Source organism: Pseudomonas sp. LBUM1651 (genome assembly GCF_059716135.1).
Genome location: NZ_CP166805.1, coordinates 4,857,871 through 4,873,753, shown reverse-complemented (window position 1 = coordinate 4,873,753; position 15,883 = coordinate 4,857,871). Strand labels below are relative to the sequence as shown.

The window sequence follows — 15,883 nt, the reverse complement described above, 5'->3', positions numbered from 1 at the left end:
TTCTTTAAACGAACAATCTTGAAGATTTTCGCCAACGGGTCGATACAGAGCTCAAGACAGGAGAACCCCCATGCGATTCGTGCTAATAGCCATTCTTGCCCTCAGTGTTGTGGGCTGCACCCGTTTTTCGATGAACCATCATTTGAATAATGCCTACAAGGCTTATGACCGTGGCAATTGTGAGCAAGTGACGCTCGAGCTGTCCAAAGTCGAACGCGCCAGCCGCGCGCGGTCTTATGTGTGGCCGGAAGTGTCGATGCTGCGCGGGTTGTGTCTGGAGCGGCAGAAACTGTTTGTCGATGCGGCGCAGACCTACCAGTTCATCATCGCTTCCTACCCGCAGAGCGAGTACGCCTACCGCGCCCGCGCCCGGTTGGAAACCTTGCAGTCTCTGGGTCATTACCCGCTGCGCAGCGCAGCCGCCGTGGTTCGCCCGACCCGGTTCTGATTGCATTTAACGGCTGGCTCACTGACGGTGGTGAGCTATAGTCGAATAAACCGGTTTAGAGCCTTGTTTCTAAACCGACGTAACACCTGTGATCGGCAGGAGTAAGCGACAGCGGGTCCATGGACTGTCGCACCGGGATCGGGGAGAGCGTGCCCATTGCCTGGCTCTTGTTTGATAAAGGCAGGCAGGCCCGTTCCGAAGCATTAGTGCGGCCCTGCTTAAGGGCCTTGCTGGGCGAATTGCGCATGTTCACTGACCGCCGGATCGAGCGGCATCAACTGCCGTATTTTCTGAAAGTGTTCAACAGCGTCACCGACAAACCGATTGGCTTCCTGGGCAATGTCTCTGAAGACGGGCTGATGCTCATCAGTCAGTTGCCAATCATGATCGGCGCCGATTTCGATTTGCGCCTGAAAATTCCCATGGCCGATGGTTGCCAGCAGGTGATCGACCTCAACGCCTGCTGCCTGTGGTGCCATGAAGACGCAACCCCCCACCATTACGACGCCGGGTTCAGCCTGCAACGGGTACCGCCGGAATATGGGCAATTGGTGGAGGCGCTGAAGCAGTACTTCAGTTTTCAGCCGTTGCCTGCCTCTGCCTGATCTTTAGGCAATGGCGCACTCCGCGTCACCGTCACTAAAACACCCCGGCCTTCTTCCATTCCAGGTACCGCGTCACCAGCGCGGCGCCCAGTTCATGAGTACTTGAATCCAGCACCGGCACGCCATGGGCATTCAGCCGTTCATGAAGTTCGGCCCGTGCGTTCAAGAAGTCCACCGTCCCGCAATAGACCAGCGCTTCGGACAAGGTTTGCACGGTTGTCTGACGCAGGCTGTCGAGTACGTCTTCGCGCAGGCTCGCGACCAGCACCCGATGTTGCTTGCTCAGGCGTTTGACGGCTGTGAGCAATTCTTCATCGTCTTCGTCCCGCAGGTTGGTCACCAGCACCACCAGCGCGCGGCGTTTTTGCCGGGCCAGCAGTTGAGTCGCCGCGGCTTGATAGTCGGCGCTGCGCTGGGTGCTGTTCAGGTCGTAGACCGTATTGAGCAATACGTTGAGTTGCCCGGCACCTTTCACGGGGGCGAGATAGCGCGGTTGCTCGACCGCAAAGGTGCTGAGCCCCACCGCATCACCCTGGCGCAGGGCGATGTAGCTCAGTAACAGACAGGCATTAAGCGCATGATCGAAGTGCGCCAGTTCACCGTCCTGGCTGCGCATGCGTCGACCGCAGTCGAGCATGAAAATGATTTGCTGGTCGCGTTCGTCCTGGTACTCCCGGGCAATCGGTGTGCGTTGGCGGGCGGTGGCTTTCCAGTCGATCTGGCGCAAGCTGTCGCCTTCGCGAAATTCCCGTAGCTGGTGAAACTCCAAACCCAGGCCGCGTCGTTGCCGCTGGCGCACGCCGAGCTGGCTGAGCCAGTTGTCCACGGCCAGCAGTTGGCCGCCGTAAAGGCGGGCGAAGTCGGGGTAGACGCGGGTGTGGTCGGAGATGCTTGGCAGGCGTTTGTCGGACCACAGGCCCAACGGACTCGGCAGGTTGATTTCGCAGTGTTCGAAGGTGAAGTGGCCGCGCTTGAGTGGACGCAGGCGATAGCCGACCTGGCTGTGCTGGCCGGGTTGAAGTTCGAGCGACAGGGGCAGGTTTTCGAAGCTCAGGCCGTCGGGTACGTGGTCAAAAATCCGGATAGTCAGTGGCTGGGGAAAGTCGTGTTCAACCTCCAGTCGTACTTCACTCCAACGGCCGAGCGCCAGGCTGCCGGGCATTTGTCTGATTATCCGGGGTAAGGGCAGGCGTTTAAGGCGGACCGCATCGAGTATTGCCAGAGCCAGCAGCGCCAGCAGCAACCCCCAGTTGATCGACAACAGGGTTGATGGAACGGCGATCTCTAACGCCCGCAATGTGCCGAGCACGATGCCAATGGCCAGCAGCAGTGCCATCCAGATCAGTAGCAGGCGCGAGGGTTTCACAGACGCGGCGCCGGTACTTGATCGAGCAATTGCTGCAGCACGTGGTCGACCTCCAGCCCTTCGATATCCAGCTCCGGCGCGATGCGTACGCGGTGGCGCAACACCGCCAGGGCGCAGCCCTTGATGTCATCCGGAATCACGAATTCGCCGCCGCGCAGCAAGGCCCGCGCCCGAGCGCAGCGCACCAGCGCAATGGAGGCCCGAGGCCCGGCGCCGAGGGTCAGGCCCGGCCAGCTACGGGTGGTGCGCGCCAGGCGTACGGCGTAATCGAGGACCTGGTCGTCCAGCGGCAGATCGCTGGCGATGCGTTGCAATGCCAGCACGTCCTTGGCTTGCAGCACGGTGCGCAGCGGTTGCACGTCGAGCATGTCGGCCCGGGTCGAACGACTGACCTGGCGCACCATGTCCAACTCCTGATCGGCGTCGGGGTAGTCCATGCGCACCTTGAGCATGAAGCGGTCCAGCTCGGCTTCCGGCAGGGGATACGTACCTTCCTGCTCGATGGGGTTTTGCGTGGCGAGCACCATGAACGGCTGCGCAATGGGCAGGGCGCGGCCTTCGAGGGTGACTTGCCGTTCCTGCATGGCTTCGAGCAACGCCGCCTGGGTTTTCGCCGGAGCGCGGTTGATTTCATCGGCGAGCAGCAAGTTGGTGAACAACGGACCTTTGCGCAGTTTGAATTGCTCGGTCTGCAGGTCGTACACCGCGTGCCCGGTGACATCGCTGGGCATCAGGTCCGGGGTGAACTGGATACGCGCGAATTCGCCGCCGAAGCAACGGGCTAGGGCGCGGACCAACAAGGTTTTGCCCAGCCCCGGTACACCTTCGAGCAGCACGTGGCCGCCGGCAATCAGCGCGGTAAGTACATCGTCGATCACCGTGTTCTGGCCGATGACGGCTTTTTGCAATTCAGCTCTTACCGCTTGGGCCAACTGACTGGCGCGCTGGCGTTGCTGCGCGGCGTGGCTCGGTGCGCCGGGCTCGATCTGTTCACTCATCATAAGGCGTTCCTCAAGGTTTGCAGGTGGGCGACCTGACGACTGAATTCAACGCTGGACAGCCGTTGCTTCGGTCGCGGGCTCATGGCCTGGCTGATAGCGCGTGTGGGTTGGCCCGTCAGGCGTGCGAGCACCAGCCATTGTTCGGCGACGCCGAGTTGTTCGAAACCGGGATGGCGGCGCCGAACCCGGCGCAGGATGTCGTGCTGCAAGGCTTGCAACAGGCTGGCTTGACCGGTGCGGCGCCACATGAAATCGGCGCTGGCGCGCAGGTGCTCGTGGAGTTGTCGACGGGCTTTCGGGGCAGGTTCGATCAACGGGCCATGGCGCACGCCGACATGCCAGAGAACCAGGCCGATCAGGGCCATGAGGGCAACCAGCGCCTGTGGAAAATTGCGCAGCAACAAGGTCAGCAGGCTGTCGTGGTCGGTGTTGAACAGCAGGGTCACGTTCGTGTCTGCGGTCAGGTACCAGAGCAGCCAGGCGTTGTCGTACCGGTCGATGGCCGGGGTTTTCCACAGGTCGGCGTCGGTGACCACGATGATCGAACCGAGCCCGTGGTTGAGCTGCATCATGTGCGTGGCCTTGCCGCTGTTGGCCCAGGCTTGCGCGAGATTTTTCGGGTCTTCGAGGTGGAACGCGGTATCGAAGGTGGCATAGGCCGGCGCGCCTTCGTCCTCAAGGTACAGCTTGGTCAGTTTGGGGTAGGGATCCTTGTCGATGTCGGGCGGAGGGTCCTTGAGGTCTTTGCTCAATGACTGATGCACCTGGACCCGGTCGAGCAACAGGTCATTGCTCTGGCCCAGTTTTTCATCCCACAACGACTCGGCAATGAATAAAAGACGCCCGCCGGCGCGGGTCCAGTTCAGCACTTGATCGATCTGGCGCGGGGTCATGCCGGAGCGGTCGCCGAGCAACAACAGGCTGCGTTGCCGAGGCTCCAGCGTGGGCAGGATGTCGAGGCTGTTGGCATGGCTGACGGTCAGGCCCTGTTTGCGCAGGAAATGTTCGGCGGCCAGATAAGGGTTGGCCTGGGCTTCGGGTGACGGGCCGTGATCGATGTCTGCCTGATAGGGCGTCGCCCTGGCGTACAGATAAAGACTCAACGCGCCCAACAGCACGGCGATAAGCACCCCGGCGACCAGCCACAATCGCCGATTCAATGCGTAGCCCCCGGACCGAACAAGGTCCGCCAGCCGTCACACAGTTCCTGTTGCAAATGCGCCGGTGGCAGGCGGTGCCCATAAGCCATGTTCTGCCAGTGCCCGGTCAGGTTTTTGCTGAAGGCCAACAGGGCGGGTTGTTGCAGTTGCTCGACACGCTCCAGCACCTGGCCTTCGGTGTCGGCGGGTTTCAGCGCCATGTTGTAATCGTGCAGCAAGTGACTGAGCAGCGCGCGATAGAGCAAGCCGAGCGCCTCGCGAGGGTTGGATTGCCAGAGGCTTTCGGCGCTGGCGGCAATGTCTGCTGGCAGGGTTTCGCGGTTCAGGTCCAGGCCGAATGCCTGCTGCGGTAACGGTCGCGCGACTTTACCCTTCAGCGCCGGCCGACGACTGACGAAGGCCTGCAACCACGCCCGGTAACGCCAGATCAATAAACCGATCGCGCCGATGACGGCACCCCACAGCACCACTTCAATCAAGGTCGCCAATGCGCCGAAGCGCTGGTTATCCAGCAACTTGAGCAGGACCTTCAGCCATTCGGGGGCTTTGCCATCGTCGGAGGTTTCGGCGGCGGGCTTGTCCTCGCCAAAACGATAGCGCGTGACGGTTTCCTTGTTCTTGAACGGGGGCTGATCGAGGATCGCCTTGATGCTGTCCCGGGACGCCTGGCTGGTCAGTGGCTGGTCCAGCAGGCGCGGATTGTCGGGGGAAACGGCTGGTTCGGCGGCCCAGACGCTTTGCCCGGTTGGCACCAGTAGAAAGGCCACCAGCAGCAGGGTGAGGGCGGCGCCGCTCAAGCGTTGGCGCAGGCGGCGGAACACCAGTTCGATGTCCCAGGCCTCCAGCACCGTGCGCCGGTTCAGGTAAAGACTGAAGCCGCAGGCCACGTAGATCGGTTCCCACACCACCAGCACCAACACGTAAAACCCGTTGGTCAGGTGCTCCAGCCAGCGCCAGTCCTGTGTGGCGGCGGACAGCAATGTCTGCCAGCTCCAGTCGAGTTCGACTTGTGGCGGCAGGAGCAGGTAGAACAGCACCATCAGGCCGATCCACAACGCACTTTCCAGATGCACGCCGATGATTGTCAGCCAGCGCGCTGCACCGCCGCCGCGTTGCAACAGCACCTGCAAGCGCTGTTGTCGTGCCAGACCACTCAAGCCTTCGAGTTGCACCACCGGCAACAGGAAACTGCGACTCAGGCTCAAGCGTCGCCAGGTCAGGCTGGCCAGCAGTTGAGGCTTGAGCAGGCGTGGCCACTGGCGCAGCGCTTGTTTCAGCGTGGGCGTTTCACCGAACATTGCTTTGGACAGGATGTACAGCGGCAGGCGTTCAAACGCCGGTTTCAGCCACCAGAAGATAAACGCGGCGAGGAAGGGGGAATCCCACAGCAGCAAGGTGAGCAGGGCGAAAACCGGCAAGGTCACGATGGCCCAACTGGTTATCAGCAGGCATCGGTGCCGCTGGCTCAGCAGCACGCCCAGGTCCATGGCTTCCCAGGTGGTTCGAGGGCGGATCACCACGGTCGCGTCACTCAGGCGCATGGCGGGTCCGTCCGGCAAACAGCAGATACATCGCTACCAAAAACCACAGCGTCGCGCCGACCAGGTACTTGGTCATCGGCGCAGGGCCGGTCATGGATGACCAGTAGGCTTCGATAAATGCCGCGATCAATAGAAACAGCATGACCCCGCAAATCAGCAGCACACTTTTGCGCGCCGCCACGCGCAGGGCTTCGGCGCGGGGCAGTCGTCCCGGTGCAATCAAGGCCCAGCCCAGTTGCAGGCCAGCCGCACCCGCCAGGGCAATGGCGCTGAGTTCAAAGGCGCCGTGGCCGATCACGAACGACCAGAAGGTTTGTCCGTAGCCGATCTGAGTCAGGTGCCCGGCCACCGCGCCGATCATCAAACCGTTGAAGAACAGGAAAAACGCGCTGCCCAGGCCAAACAGCAAACCGCTGGCAAAGGTCTGAAAGGCAATGCCGATGTTGTGCATGATGTAGAAACCGAACATCACCCAGTCTTCACTGGCCGCCCGTTCCGCCGAGCGCCCAAGGTGACCGGCGACAGGGTCGTACATGCCTTGCATTTCGTTGACCTGCTCTGCCGGGATCAGGTTGTAGACCAGGTCCGGGAACAGATACACCAGCAACGCAAAGCCGATCAGGCTGCCAAAAAACATCAGGCTGGCGGCGAGCACGAAACGCCACTGCTCACGTACCAGTCGCGGGAAATCCGCCAGGATGAAACCCAGCACGTTGGCACCCAGTCGGCTGCGATGCTGATACAGCTGTTGATGCCCGCGCAGCACCTGTTGCTGCAGCGAGTCGATCAGAAAACTGCTGTAGCCGCGTTCCCGAGCCAGGGCCAGGTGTTGGCAGAGCCTTCGATAGTCTTTCGGAAAACTGGCGATCCGCGAGGTGTCCTTGTTCCGTTCCAGCCTGTCGAGCAAAAGGGAAAATTGCGCCCATTCAGCCTTGTGGCGATTCTCGAAAAGACTTTGCTTCATGCGGGGCCCAACAAGCCGCGGGCGATGCCGTTGAGTTCTGCCACGGCGCGTGGCGCTGAAACCTTCAACGGTTGCGCGAGGATGGTAGCGAGTTCCGTGACCCGCGCTTCGGAGAGTTCGCCCTGGCGTTCGGCAAACCCGAGGATGGCGCGTTGCTCGGGCAGCGTCAGGGCAAACGACGGACGCCGTGGCTCGGCGTCAGGCAGTTGCGGTCGGGTGAGCGGCTGTTCGCGGTAGATCACCAGCGTACCGGCGGCCAGGTCGCCGAGGCGCTTGAAGCTGGGGTGTTGCAGGCAACTGACGACGCCGAGGAAATAGCCGAACGGCAACAGGTCGACAAAGCGCAGCAGGTTGCGCAACAACGATGCGGACCAGCCGATCGGCGTACCGTCGTCCTGCACCACACGCAGGCCCATCCATTGCTTGCCCGGCGAGCGTCCCTGATTGAGCACCTCAAACAGCACCATGTACCACCAGTTCACCCCGAACAGCAGGATCGAGCCCAGCCCGGCGCCGAGTTTTCCCAGAAACGCGAGGACAATAAACAGCAGGCCCAGAATCAAACCGCGCAGTCCGAGGTCGATGGAGAACGCCAGCGCACGGACCATCAACCCAGCCGGGCGCAGTGGCAAGTCGATGCCTTCCGGCGTTTCAACCTGATACCGCGTATCCAGTGGCGGGGCCAGCGTCGCTTTCCTTGGCAGTGCTGTGGTCTCGAGCATGGGCAACCTGATGATGAGGCCTGGTCGGGATTCTCTGTCCGGCCGATGCTAGCAGTCTCTTGGGGGAAAACGACATAACTATGTATTGCACGGTGCGTGGCCAGAGATGATTGAATGCAAGATCACTGGCCGGGGCGGGATGCAAACGCCTAGACTTCGCCGATCTTCAGTTCAGGAATAGCCCGTGACCTCGATCTTCTGGTACGACTATGAAACCACCGGCATCAACCCCCGTTGCGACCGTCCGCTGCAAGTGGCGGGGCTTCGCACTGACTTCGATCTCAATGTCATAGACGAGCCGGTCAATCTTTACTGCCAGCCCAGTGAGGACATCCTGCCGCATCCGGCAGCTTGCGCGATCACGGGCATCACACCAGGCCAATTGATCGGGCACGGTTTGAGCGAAGCCGATTTCATGACCCGGGTGCACGCCCAACTGGCAGCGCCGGGCACCTGTGGCGCGGGGTACAACACCTTACGTTTCGACGACGAGATGACCCGCTACAGCCTGTACCGCAATTTTTTCGACCCCTATGCCCGCGAATGGCAGGGCGGTAACAGCCGTTGGGACCTGATCGATGTGGTGCGAGCGGCGTATGCCTTGCGACCGGACGGCATCGCCTGGCCCAAGGATGACGAGGGGCGGGTAACGCTCAAACTCGAACGCCTGACCGCCGCCAATGGCATCGATCACGGCAATGCTCACGAAGCGCTTTCGGACGTTCGCGCGACTATCGCGCTGGCCCGTTTGATTCGTGAGAAGCAGCCGAAGCTGTACGACTGGCTGTTTCAGTTGCGCGGTAAACAAAAGGTAATGGATCAGGTTCGGCTGTTGCAGCCGATGGTGCACATTTCCGGGCGCTTTTCGGCGGCGCGCAGTTATGTCGGCGTGGTGCTGCCGCTGGCCTGGCACCCGCGCAACAAGAATGCGTTGATTGTCTGCGACCTGCACCTGGACCCACAGGGCTTGCTTGATCTGGACGCCGACGCCTTGCGCCAGCGCCTGTATACCCGTCGCGATGATCTGGCCGAGGGCGAGTTGCCGGTGCCGCTCAAGCTTATCCACATCAACAAATGCCCGGTGGTCGCGCCCCTGTCGGTACTTCGTCCCGTTGATCAGCAACGCCTGGGGCTGGACATGGCGTTATATCAGGAGCGCACACTGCGGCTAAGTGACGCACAGCAAGTTTGGCGAGATAAAGTTCAGGCCATTTATGCCAGCGAGGATTTCACCCAGAGCAAGGACCCCGAGCAACAGTTATACGATGGTTTTATTGGTGATCGGGATCGGCGCCTTTGTGAGCAAGTCCGAGCGGCTGACCCGGCGCAATTAGCAAAGGAACAATGGCCTTTCGATGATGAACGGTTACCTGAATTATTGTTTCGATATCGAGCACGCAACTTTCCCGATACGTTGAATTTCGAAGAGCAAGAACGTTGGCGAATATTCTGTCAGCAACGTTTGTCAGATCCTGAGTGGGGAGCGCCCAATACGCTGGAAACTTTTGCAGAAGCCGCGGCCCACTTGAACATTACGGCGACGCCGCTCCAGCAAGAGGTGCTCAACGAGTGGAGCAATTATGTCCAGGCATTGCGCAAACGTTTGAATCTTTGAAACTGAAATGCCCGGCACTGAATGCCGGGCATAAAAAAACGCCAGCGTTTGCTGGCGTTCTTTTTTTTGCAGCGAAAAGCGTGTGGCTTAGCCCAGCAGGGTAGCCCAGCCTTCAACCACGTCACCGCCCCACTTGGCTTTCCACTCTTTCAGAGTTTTGTGGTTGCCACCTTTGGTTTCGATGACTTCACCGTTGTGCGGGTTTTTGTATTGTTTAACTTTGCGAGCACGCTTGGTGCCAGTAGTTTTTACTGCGCCGCCGCGGGGTGCCTTGGTTTTGGATTCTGGATCCAGCAACGCGATGATGTCACGCAGGGACTTGGAGTATTCGCCCATCAGGGTGCGCAGTTTGCCTTCGAATTCCAGCTCGGTTTGCAGTTTGTCGTCTTGGGACAGGTTCTTTAAACGGGCTTGCAGCTCTTTGATAGCTTCTTCGGTGGCACGATATTCGTTGATCAAGGACATGGGGACTACCTTATGTTAGGCGCTGGATGGCAGGGGACAGTGCGCCAATAATAGTCAGGGTGTTTCATCAAGTAAACATTAAACCGGAGTTTATTTAAATTAGTTGTCGTGAATAGGGCGCAAGCTGGACGTGCAGTTAAATAGTGTGACGCAGGTACCACAGATATTCACAATTGAGCACTTGAAGATTGGCAACAAGAGCACCATTGCGCGGGTGGGCGGGCGGTTTCAATGCTTGTGCCAGGCGCCCTCGCACAATGCAAGGTGTCATCTTTACTGCAGTTTTGCCGCGCAGTCGCTAGAATGGCGGCCTTTGCGAAGTTCTGGAGTTTCCCCCTCATGCGCACTTTTCGGCTAGTGATTGCTTGCCCGGACCGCGTCGGCATCGTTGCTAAAGTCAGTAACTTTCTGGCGTCACATAACGGCTGGATCACTGAAGCGAGCCATCACTCGGATAATCTCAGTGGCTGGTTCTTCATGCGTCACGAAATTCGGGCCGATTCGCTGCCTTTTGGTATCGAGGCCTTCCGCGAAGCGTTCGCGCCGATTGCCGAAGAGTTCTCGATGAACTGGCGCATTACCGATACCGCGCAAAAAAAGCGCGTGGTGTTGATGGCCAGCCGCGAGTCTCATTGCCTGGCCGACTTGCTGCACCGCTGGCACAGCGATGAACTGGACTGCGAAATCTCCTGCGTGATTTCCAACCATGACGATTTGCGCAGCATGGTCGAGTGGCACGGTATTCCTTACTACCACGTGCCGGTCAATCCACAGGATAAAGAGCCGGCGTTCGCCGAAGTCTCGCGGCTGGTCAAACAGCACGAAGCCGAAGTGGTGGTACTTGCCCGTTACATGCAAATCCTGCCGCCCGAGTTGTGCAGTGAATATGCGCACAAGGTCATCAACATTCACCACAGCTTCCTGCCGTCGTTCGTCGGCGCCAAGCCCTATCACCAGGCTTCCCTGCGTGGGGTGAAGCTGATCGGTGCGACTTGCCACTATGTCACTGAAGAGCTGGATGCCGGCCCGATCATCGAGCAGGACGTAGTTCGTGTCAGCCACAGTGACAGCATCGAAGACATGGTGCGTTTCGGCCGTGATGTCGAGAAGATGGTGCTGGCCCGTGGTCTGCGTTATCACCTGGAAGACCGGGTGCTGGTGCATGGTAACAAGACCGTGGTGTTCTGATACCCGCACGGTACGGTTGAAATTCGAAGGGCCTGGGCGTTCAATCGCTCAGGCCCTTCGCCGTTTCTGCACTGAGGACATGACCATGGCCGATCCACTGGATAAAGCCACCTCCAAAGCCCCCGCCACTTTGGGGGAGGGGTGTTTGAGCCGCTATGACCCGGATGACCTGGGCCCTGAAGATGGGACGGAGTTCCCGGGGGCGGAGGAGTTGTGGGAGGAGTTGAATCCGGATTCTGACCGTGAAGGGGAGTTGGGTTGCCGGTGAAGCGGCCGTGAGGTTTGGCGCGAGGACGCTTTGATTGTGTACATATCCGTTTTTTCGGTAACGGCCACTTACGGTTTCACCCTTACGGCGAGTCACTTGGAAAATCCCCAAGTAACCAAGGGCTCTTTCCCCTTTCGTTCGGCCCTTCGCTTAGGCTCAGGGTGCCCTCGCTCCGGTTCTGCTCCGTGGGCCCGCCGCGATCGGCCATCCATGGCCGTGCGCGGCTAACCCGGCATCCATGCCGGGTTGCCCACTGCGCAGAACCTCCACTCGGCCTCTCGAGGGGGCGTGCACCGCCACAGCACCGCGAGGCGGCCTACCGGCGGGCCTGGATCTTTGATCGTCCGCGTTCCCTTGTGGGAGCTAGCCTGCTAGCGAGGGGCGTTAACGATTACGCGTGCTGTCTGAATGAACGCGGTGTCTGGACGTTTTTCGCTAGCAGGCTAGCTCCCACAGGGGATGTTTGGCGAGCATGACATGGGTGTTCACCGCCGATGGCGGCGGGCCCACGGAGCAGGACCGGAGCGAGGGCATGAGCCTAAGCGAGCCACCGTACGTCAGGGGCGCAGGCGCTTGGTTACTTGGCGCTTTTCCAAGTAACCCGCCGTAAGGGCGGAACCAATACCCGCCGTTACCGCAACAACGGATATGTACACCACCAAAAAAACCGCTCAAGCCCAGCCGCCCAAGCCCTAAGCCTGCCTAAACCTCATCAACTTCTTCAACAACGGCCGCCCAAGCATCAGCAAAAACACCGGCCCCCCAACCACCAGATAAAAGTAATAAGTAACCGCCCGCCAAATCAGAATCGCCGCCGCCGCCGTGGATTTCCCCACCATGGGCGCCAGCAACGCGGCCGAGGTCAATTCCGCAGCCCCTGCGCCACCCGGCAACAGGCTGAATTGCCCCGCGCTCAGCGAAAGCATCTGAATCAGAAAACTCCAGGCCCACTGCAAATCCGCACCCAGCCCGCGCAACGCCAGATACAACACGCTATAGCGCAGGAGCCAATGCACGCAGGTCAGGGCAAACACCTTGATCAATGTCTGAACGGGCAACTTCAGCGTGTCAGTAAACGCCGCCAGAAAATGCAGGAGTTTTCGCGCCCAACGCATTCGCGTGCTGCCTTTGACATTCAGGCGCACGAGCAGGCGTCCACTCAGGCGAATCAGCAGCCGATGGTAGCGCGCGATCACCACGCAACTGAGCAGCCCGCCGAACATCGAAATGGCGCTGACCGTCAGCAGCCATTCCATGCGTTCGCTGAGGTGCTGGAACAACGCATAAATCAGAATCCCGCTTAACGCGCAGAGAAAAAACAGCAGATCGCTCAGTTGATCCATGGCGAAAACGGCGCTACCCCGTGCCGGGCGCACGCCGTTGCGTGCCAGCAGCGCCATGATCGTCAGCGGTCCGCCGCTGCCACCCGGTGTGGCGCAGTAGGCGAACTCGGCCGCCATCACCACGCCAAGGCTTTTGACCGGGCTGACCTTGTCGCGCTGATCACCCAGCAACAGGCGCAAGCGCATCGTGTTCACCACCCAGCACAGCAGGATCATGCCGAACATGATCAACAGCCAGTTCAAAGGAAAACTCTGCAGTCGCGACCAGGTCTGGTTACCGCCCAGCAACAGGGGAATCAGCACCGCAGCGAGCAGCGCGACAAACAGCACAATTGCGCGGCTCATGCGGCGCGACCGACATGGTCGTTGTGCAGTGCCAGCCACCGCGCCTTGGTCATCGGCACGCGGCCCTCGGCGAGCAGGCGCTTGAGGGTTTTCAGCCAATAATTGCGTGAGAAGGGGTGACGCATGTCCACCGGGTGCAACCCCAGGCGAATCACCGGCGCTTGACGCCAGCGTTGTTCGCGCTGATCGCTGACCAGCTTCGACAAACCCCGACGCCAGGCACTGCGCGCACTCCAGACCAGACCCGGCGCATCGACCGGGGTGAGATCCGGCAGGCGATACAGGTACTGCGGATCGCTGGTGTAACTCAAGGGTAACTGGCGCAAGGCCTGGCGCGTCCCTCCGCTCATCAGCCAGGCCGGGGCGACAAAACCCTCCAGCGGCCAGTGGTAGCGATGGAACACTTCAATGCCGGCACGCAGACGTGCGAGGGCGGCTTCCTGAGACAGGCTGTAAAACTCGCCCTCGTGGGTGTAGATGCGGCGCATAAACCAGTCTCGCGGTGTGTGGGGTGTCGGGCTTTCATCGCAATGAAAATAGCCGTGCAACGCCAGTTCGTCACCTCGGGCGACACGGCTGGTGAGCATCCGCCGAAATCCCGGATGGGCCTCAAGATCGTTGTGCTTGTGAAAATCCGGCACCACCAGCCAGGTCATCGGCACTTCGCCCAAGGCGTCGACGGCTTCGACAAAGGGTTGGTAGTCGGCCCAGGTTTGCGGCGCGACGTCGTGCAACACCAATAGCAGGCTGGGCGCGTTCATGGGCTCAGCCATTGGCGATCCGCGGCCATTGGCTGCCGAGGACGGCGCGATAATGGCCCAGCAGGCTGTTGACCACCGTGTCCCAGGAATAATGTCCCTCGACATGACTGCGGGCCTGTTGGCCCAAAACGGCACTGCCCGAACCGAACAGCTCCCGAACGGCGTTGGCCATCGCCATTGAGTTGTTCGGCGCGCAAAGCAGGCCGCATTCTGCGTTGATGATTTCCTGAAAGGCCCCGGCTGCCACGGCTACCACCGGAATGCCGCAAGCCATGGCTTCGAGAATCACCAGGCCGAAGGTTTCCTGATCGCCGGCATGCAGCAGCGCATCGGCACTGGCCATCAGTCTTGCGACTTGTGTCGCCGGGCAGAACTCATCGACCACCGTCACGTTATCCGGCACCACCGCCGGCATCGACGAACCCACCAGCAGCAAGTGATAGCGGCGGCCCAGGCGTTTCATGCAGTCGAGCAACACCGGAAGGTTTTTTTCCTTGGAGCCGCGCCCGGCAAAAATCAGCAGATGGGTATTTTCATCGATGCCCAATTCTGCGCGCAGGCCTGGGTCTCGGGCATCGGGATGGAAGGTGTGCAGGTCGACACCCAGGGGTTGTACGAAAACGTTCTTCACCCCGAGGCTGATCAATTTGTCGGCCATGATCCGGCTCGGCGCCAGCACCCGGTCGAAATTACCGTAGAGCTTTCTGACATAGGCCTCGACATTGGTGGTGACCCAGTTGCCCATGCGGTTACTGACCAGCAGTGGCAGGTCCGAGTGATAAAAGCCGATCACTGGCACATCGAGTTGCCGCCGGGCGTCGAGCGCCGCCCAGGCCGTGAGGTACGGGTCGCCGACTTCAATCAGATCGGGCTGCAAATCCTGCAGGACATTGCGCCAGGGCGCGAGACGGAGAGGGAAACGGTAACCCTTGCCGAAGGGCAGGGCGGGGGCCGGTACTGTGTAAACGCCATCCTGTTCACTCAGGTGTGAACCAGGAATCAGCAGACTGTGGCGAATGCCCGGCTTACTCCCCAGGCGACGGTGTTTAGCATCCAGATACGTGCGCACGCCACCGCTGGCAGGGGCGTAGAACATGGTTATGTCAGCGATATGCACGATGAGCATCCCTCCGGTCCGTTGTTCTCCCTTGGTTGACCTTAATGAAGGATAGATGTTCGGTTGGGGTTTTGTGGCGGGGTGTCAGTAAGGAATGTGGTGTTTGTGCGATTGCTTTCGCGGGCAAGCCTCGCTCCTACAGGGATTAGCGTCAACCTGTAGGAGCGAGGCTTGCCCGCGAAGAGGCCCTATCAGGCACTAAATACGGAAACTGCCTACCAACTGTTTTAAGCGCGCCGCCTGCTGCTCCAGGTCCGAGCACGCCCGCAACGTCGATTGCAGGTTTTCCACGCCTTCCTGGTTCAGCGTGTTGATCTCGGTGATGTCGACATTGATCGACTCGACCACCGCCGTCTGTTCCTCGGTCGCCGTGGCCACCGACTGGTTCATCCCGTCAATCTCACCGATACGCAAGGTCACGCTGTTCAGGCGTTCGCCCGCCAGGTTGGCGATTTCCACGCTGTCCTGGCTGTGACGCTGACTGTCGCTCATGGTGCTGACGGATTCGCGGGCGCCGACTTGCAGCTCCTCGATCATGGTCTGCACCTGTTGCGCCGATTCCTGTGTGCGGTGCGCAAGGTTGCGTACCTCATCGGCCACCACGGCAAAACCACGCCCGGCTTCACCGGCGCGGGCGGCTTCGATAGCGGCGTTGAGTGCCAGCAGGTTGGTTTGCTGGGAAATGCTGGTGATCACTTCGAGAATCTGCCCGATGTTCACGGTTTTGCTGTTCAGCGATTCGATGTTGGTGCTGGAGGCGCTGAGCATGCTCGACAGTTGGTTCATCGCGACAATGCTGCGATCCACCACTTGCTGGCCATCTTCGGCCAGGCTGCGGGCATCGCTGGCCTGACTCGAGGCCTGGGCGGCGTTGCGCGCAATTTCCTGGGCCGCGGCACCGAGCTGGTTGATGGCGGCGGCGACGCTGCTGGTGCGCGAAGCTTGCTGGTCGGAGTTGTACATCGACGAATTGG

General features: G+C 60.2%; 16 protein-coding genes. 5 read left to right on the top strand and 11 right to left on the bottom strand.

Annotated elements, in window-relative coordinates:
* Window positions 1-70 precede the first annotated feature (70 nt).
* On the top strand, window positions 71-448 hold the full coding sequence (locus ACA066_RS22865; RefSeq protein WP_497696738.1) for a tetratricopeptide repeat protein: 378 nt from the start codon (window positions 71-73) through the stop codon (window positions 446-448).
* Window positions 449-693: 245 nt separating this feature from the next.
* A complete protein-coding gene (locus ACA066_RS22860; protein WP_497696737.1) occupies window positions 694-1,053 on the top strand; it encodes a PilZ domain-containing protein in 360 nt (119 codons plus the stop codon).
* Window positions 1,054-1,087: 34 nt separating this feature from the next.
* Here the strand turns inward: ACA066_RS22860 and ACA066_RS22855 are convergent, their stop codons facing one another.
* From ACA066_RS22855 to ACA066_RS22830, 6 genes are read right to left on the bottom strand one after another with little or no spacing between them, the layout of a single operon-like run.
* Window positions 1,088-2,419 (bottom strand): DUF58 domain-containing protein, encoded by a 1,332-nt coding sequence (locus ACA066_RS22855; RefSeq protein ID WP_497696736.1) that lies wholly within the window; start codon window positions 2,417-2,419, stop codon window positions 1,088-1,090.
* A complete protein-coding gene (locus tag ACA066_RS22850; RefSeq protein ID WP_497699942.1) occupies window positions 2,416-3,417 on the bottom strand; it encodes an AAA family ATPase in 1,002 nt (333 codons plus the stop codon). Before ACA066_RS22850 ends, ACA066_RS22855 begins: the two co-directional genes overlap by 4 nt.
* Window positions 3,417-4,580, bottom strand: coding sequence for a DUF4350 domain-containing protein (locus ACA066_RS22845; protein ID WP_497696735.1), 1,164 nt, complete (start codon window positions 4,578-4,580; stop codon window positions 3,417-3,419). Before ACA066_RS22845 ends, ACA066_RS22850 begins: the two co-directional genes overlap by 1 nt.
* A complete protein-coding gene (locus tag ACA066_RS22840) occupies window positions 4,577-6,121 on the bottom strand; it encodes a DUF4129 domain-containing protein (protein WP_497696734.1) in 1,545 nt (514 codons plus the stop codon). Before ACA066_RS22840 ends, ACA066_RS22845 begins: the two co-directional genes overlap by 4 nt.
* Window positions 6,108-7,085, bottom strand: coding sequence for a stage II sporulation protein M (locus tag ACA066_RS22835; protein WP_497696733.1), 978 nt, complete (start codon window positions 7,083-7,085; stop codon window positions 6,108-6,110). The genes ACA066_RS22840 and ACA066_RS22835 overlap by 14 nt, the downstream gene beginning before the upstream one ends.
* Window positions 7,082-7,807: an RDD family protein gene (locus tag ACA066_RS22830; RefSeq protein WP_497696732.1), complete on the bottom strand. Its 726-nt coding sequence runs from the start codon at window positions 7,805-7,807 to the stop codon at window positions 7,082-7,084. The genes ACA066_RS22835 and ACA066_RS22830 overlap by 4 nt, the downstream gene beginning before the upstream one ends.
* A 184-nt stretch (window positions 7,808-7,991) precedes the next feature.
* Between ACA066_RS22830 and sbcB the strand changes: the two genes are divergently transcribed.
* On the top strand, window positions 7,992-9,422 hold the full coding sequence (gene sbcB, locus ACA066_RS22825; RefSeq protein ID WP_497696731.1) for an exodeoxyribonuclease I: 1,431 nt from the start codon (window positions 7,992-7,994) through the stop codon (window positions 9,420-9,422).
* 87 nt (window positions 9,423-9,509) lie between these two features.
* On the opposite strand, the gene mvaT is transcribed toward sbcB, so the two are convergent.
* Window positions 9,510-9,887 carry a histone-like nucleoid-structuring protein MvaT gene (mvaT, locus tag ACA066_RS22820; RefSeq protein ID WP_007933316.1) on the bottom strand — a complete coding sequence of 126 codons (378 nt, stop codon included), beginning with the start codon at window positions 9,885-9,887 and terminating at the stop codon, window positions 9,510-9,512.
* A 339-nt stretch (window positions 9,888-10,226) separates the two neighbouring features.
* Between mvaT and purU the strand changes: the two genes are divergently transcribed.
* Entirely contained in the window at window positions 10,227-11,075 is an 849-nt protein-coding gene (gene purU, locus ACA066_RS22815; protein WP_017340494.1) for a formyltetrahydrofolate deformylase, read from the top strand.
* 85 nt (window positions 11,076-11,160) lie between these two features.
* A complete protein-coding gene (locus ACA066_RS22810) occupies window positions 11,161-11,343 on the top strand; it encodes a hypothetical protein (protein WP_497699941.1) in 183 nt (60 codons plus the stop codon).
* Window positions 11,344-12,035: 692 nt separating this feature from the next.
* On the opposite strand, the gene gpgF is transcribed toward ACA066_RS22810, so the two are convergent.
* From gpgF to ACA066_RS22790, 4 genes are all read right to left on the bottom strand, one after another.
* Window positions 12,036-13,031, bottom strand: a complete 996-nt coding sequence (gene gpgF, locus ACA066_RS22805; RefSeq protein WP_497696730.1) for a glucosaminyl phosphatidylglycerol flippase — start codon at window positions 13,029-13,031, stop codon at window positions 12,036-12,038.
* Window positions 13,028-13,804: an N-acetylglucosaminyl phosphatidylglycerol deacetylase gene (gpgD, locus tag ACA066_RS22800; protein WP_497696729.1), complete on the bottom strand. Its 777-nt coding sequence runs from the start codon at window positions 13,802-13,804 to the stop codon at window positions 13,028-13,030. The genes gpgF and gpgD overlap by 4 nt, the downstream gene beginning before the upstream one ends.
* Window positions 13,797-14,918 (bottom strand): N-acetylglucosaminyl phosphatidylglycerol synthase, encoded by a 1,122-nt coding sequence (gpgS, locus tag ACA066_RS22795; protein WP_497696728.1) that lies wholly within the window; start codon window positions 14,916-14,918, stop codon window positions 13,797-13,799. Before gpgS ends, gpgD begins: the two co-directional genes overlap by 8 nt.
* 189 nt (window positions 14,919-15,107) lie before the next feature.
* Window positions 15,108-15,872 carry a methyl-accepting chemotaxis protein gene (locus ACA066_RS22790; RefSeq protein ID WP_430955024.1) on the bottom strand — a complete coding sequence of 255 codons (765 nt, stop codon included), beginning with the start codon at window positions 15,870-15,872 and terminating at the stop codon, window positions 15,108-15,110.
* Window positions 15,873-15,883: the final 11 nt, after the last annotated feature.

Bases quoted from the DNA above. Each gene is read 5' to 3' on its own strand.
- gpgS (WP_497696728.1), bottom strand. From the start codon at position 14,918: ATGCTCATCGTGCATATCGCTGACATAACCATGTTCTACGCCCCTGCC.
- ACA066_RS22790 (WP_430955024.1), bottom strand. From the start codon at position 15,872: ATGTACAACTCCGACCAGCAAGCTTCGCGCACCAGCAGCGTCGCCGCC.
- ACA066_RS22840 (WP_497696734.1), bottom strand. From the start codon at position 6,121: ATGCGCCTGAGTGACGCGACCGTGGTGATCCGCCCTCGAACCACCTGG.
- ACA066_RS22830 (WP_497696732.1), bottom strand. From the start codon at position 7,807: ATGCTCGAGACCACAGCACTGCCAAGGAAAGCGACGCTGGCCCCGCCA.
- purU (WP_017340494.1), top strand. From the start codon at position 10,227: ATGCGCACTTTTCGGCTAGTGATTGCTTGCCCGGACCGCGTCGGCATC.
- ACA066_RS22835 (WP_497696733.1), bottom strand. From the start codon at position 7,085: ATGAAGCAAAGTCTTTTCGAGAATCGCCACAAGGCTGAATGGGCGCAA.
- mvaT (WP_007933316.1), bottom strand. From the start codon at position 9,887: ATGTCCTTGATCAACGAATATCGTGCCACCGAAGAAGCTATCAAAGAG.
- gpgD (WP_497696729.1), bottom strand. From the start codon at position 13,804: ATGGCTGAGCCCATGAACGCGCCCAGCCTGCTATTGGTGTTGCACGAC.
- ACA066_RS22810 (WP_497699941.1), top strand. From the start codon at position 11,161: ATGGCCGATCCACTGGATAAAGCCACCTCCAAAGCCCCCGCCACTTTG.
- ACA066_RS22865 (WP_497696738.1), top strand. From the start codon at position 71: ATGCGATTCGTGCTAATAGCCATTCTTGCCCTCAGTGTTGTGGGCTGC.
- ACA066_RS22860 (WP_497696737.1), top strand. From the start codon at position 694: ATGTTCACTGACCGCCGGATCGAGCGGCATCAACTGCCGTATTTTCTG.
- ACA066_RS22850 (WP_497699942.1), bottom strand. From the start codon at position 3,417: ATGAGTGAACAGATCGAGCCCGGCGCACCGAGCCACGCCGCGCAGCAA.
- gpgF (WP_497696730.1), bottom strand. From the start codon at position 13,031: ATGAGCCGCGCAATTGTGCTGTTTGTCGCGCTGCTCGCTGCGGTGCTG.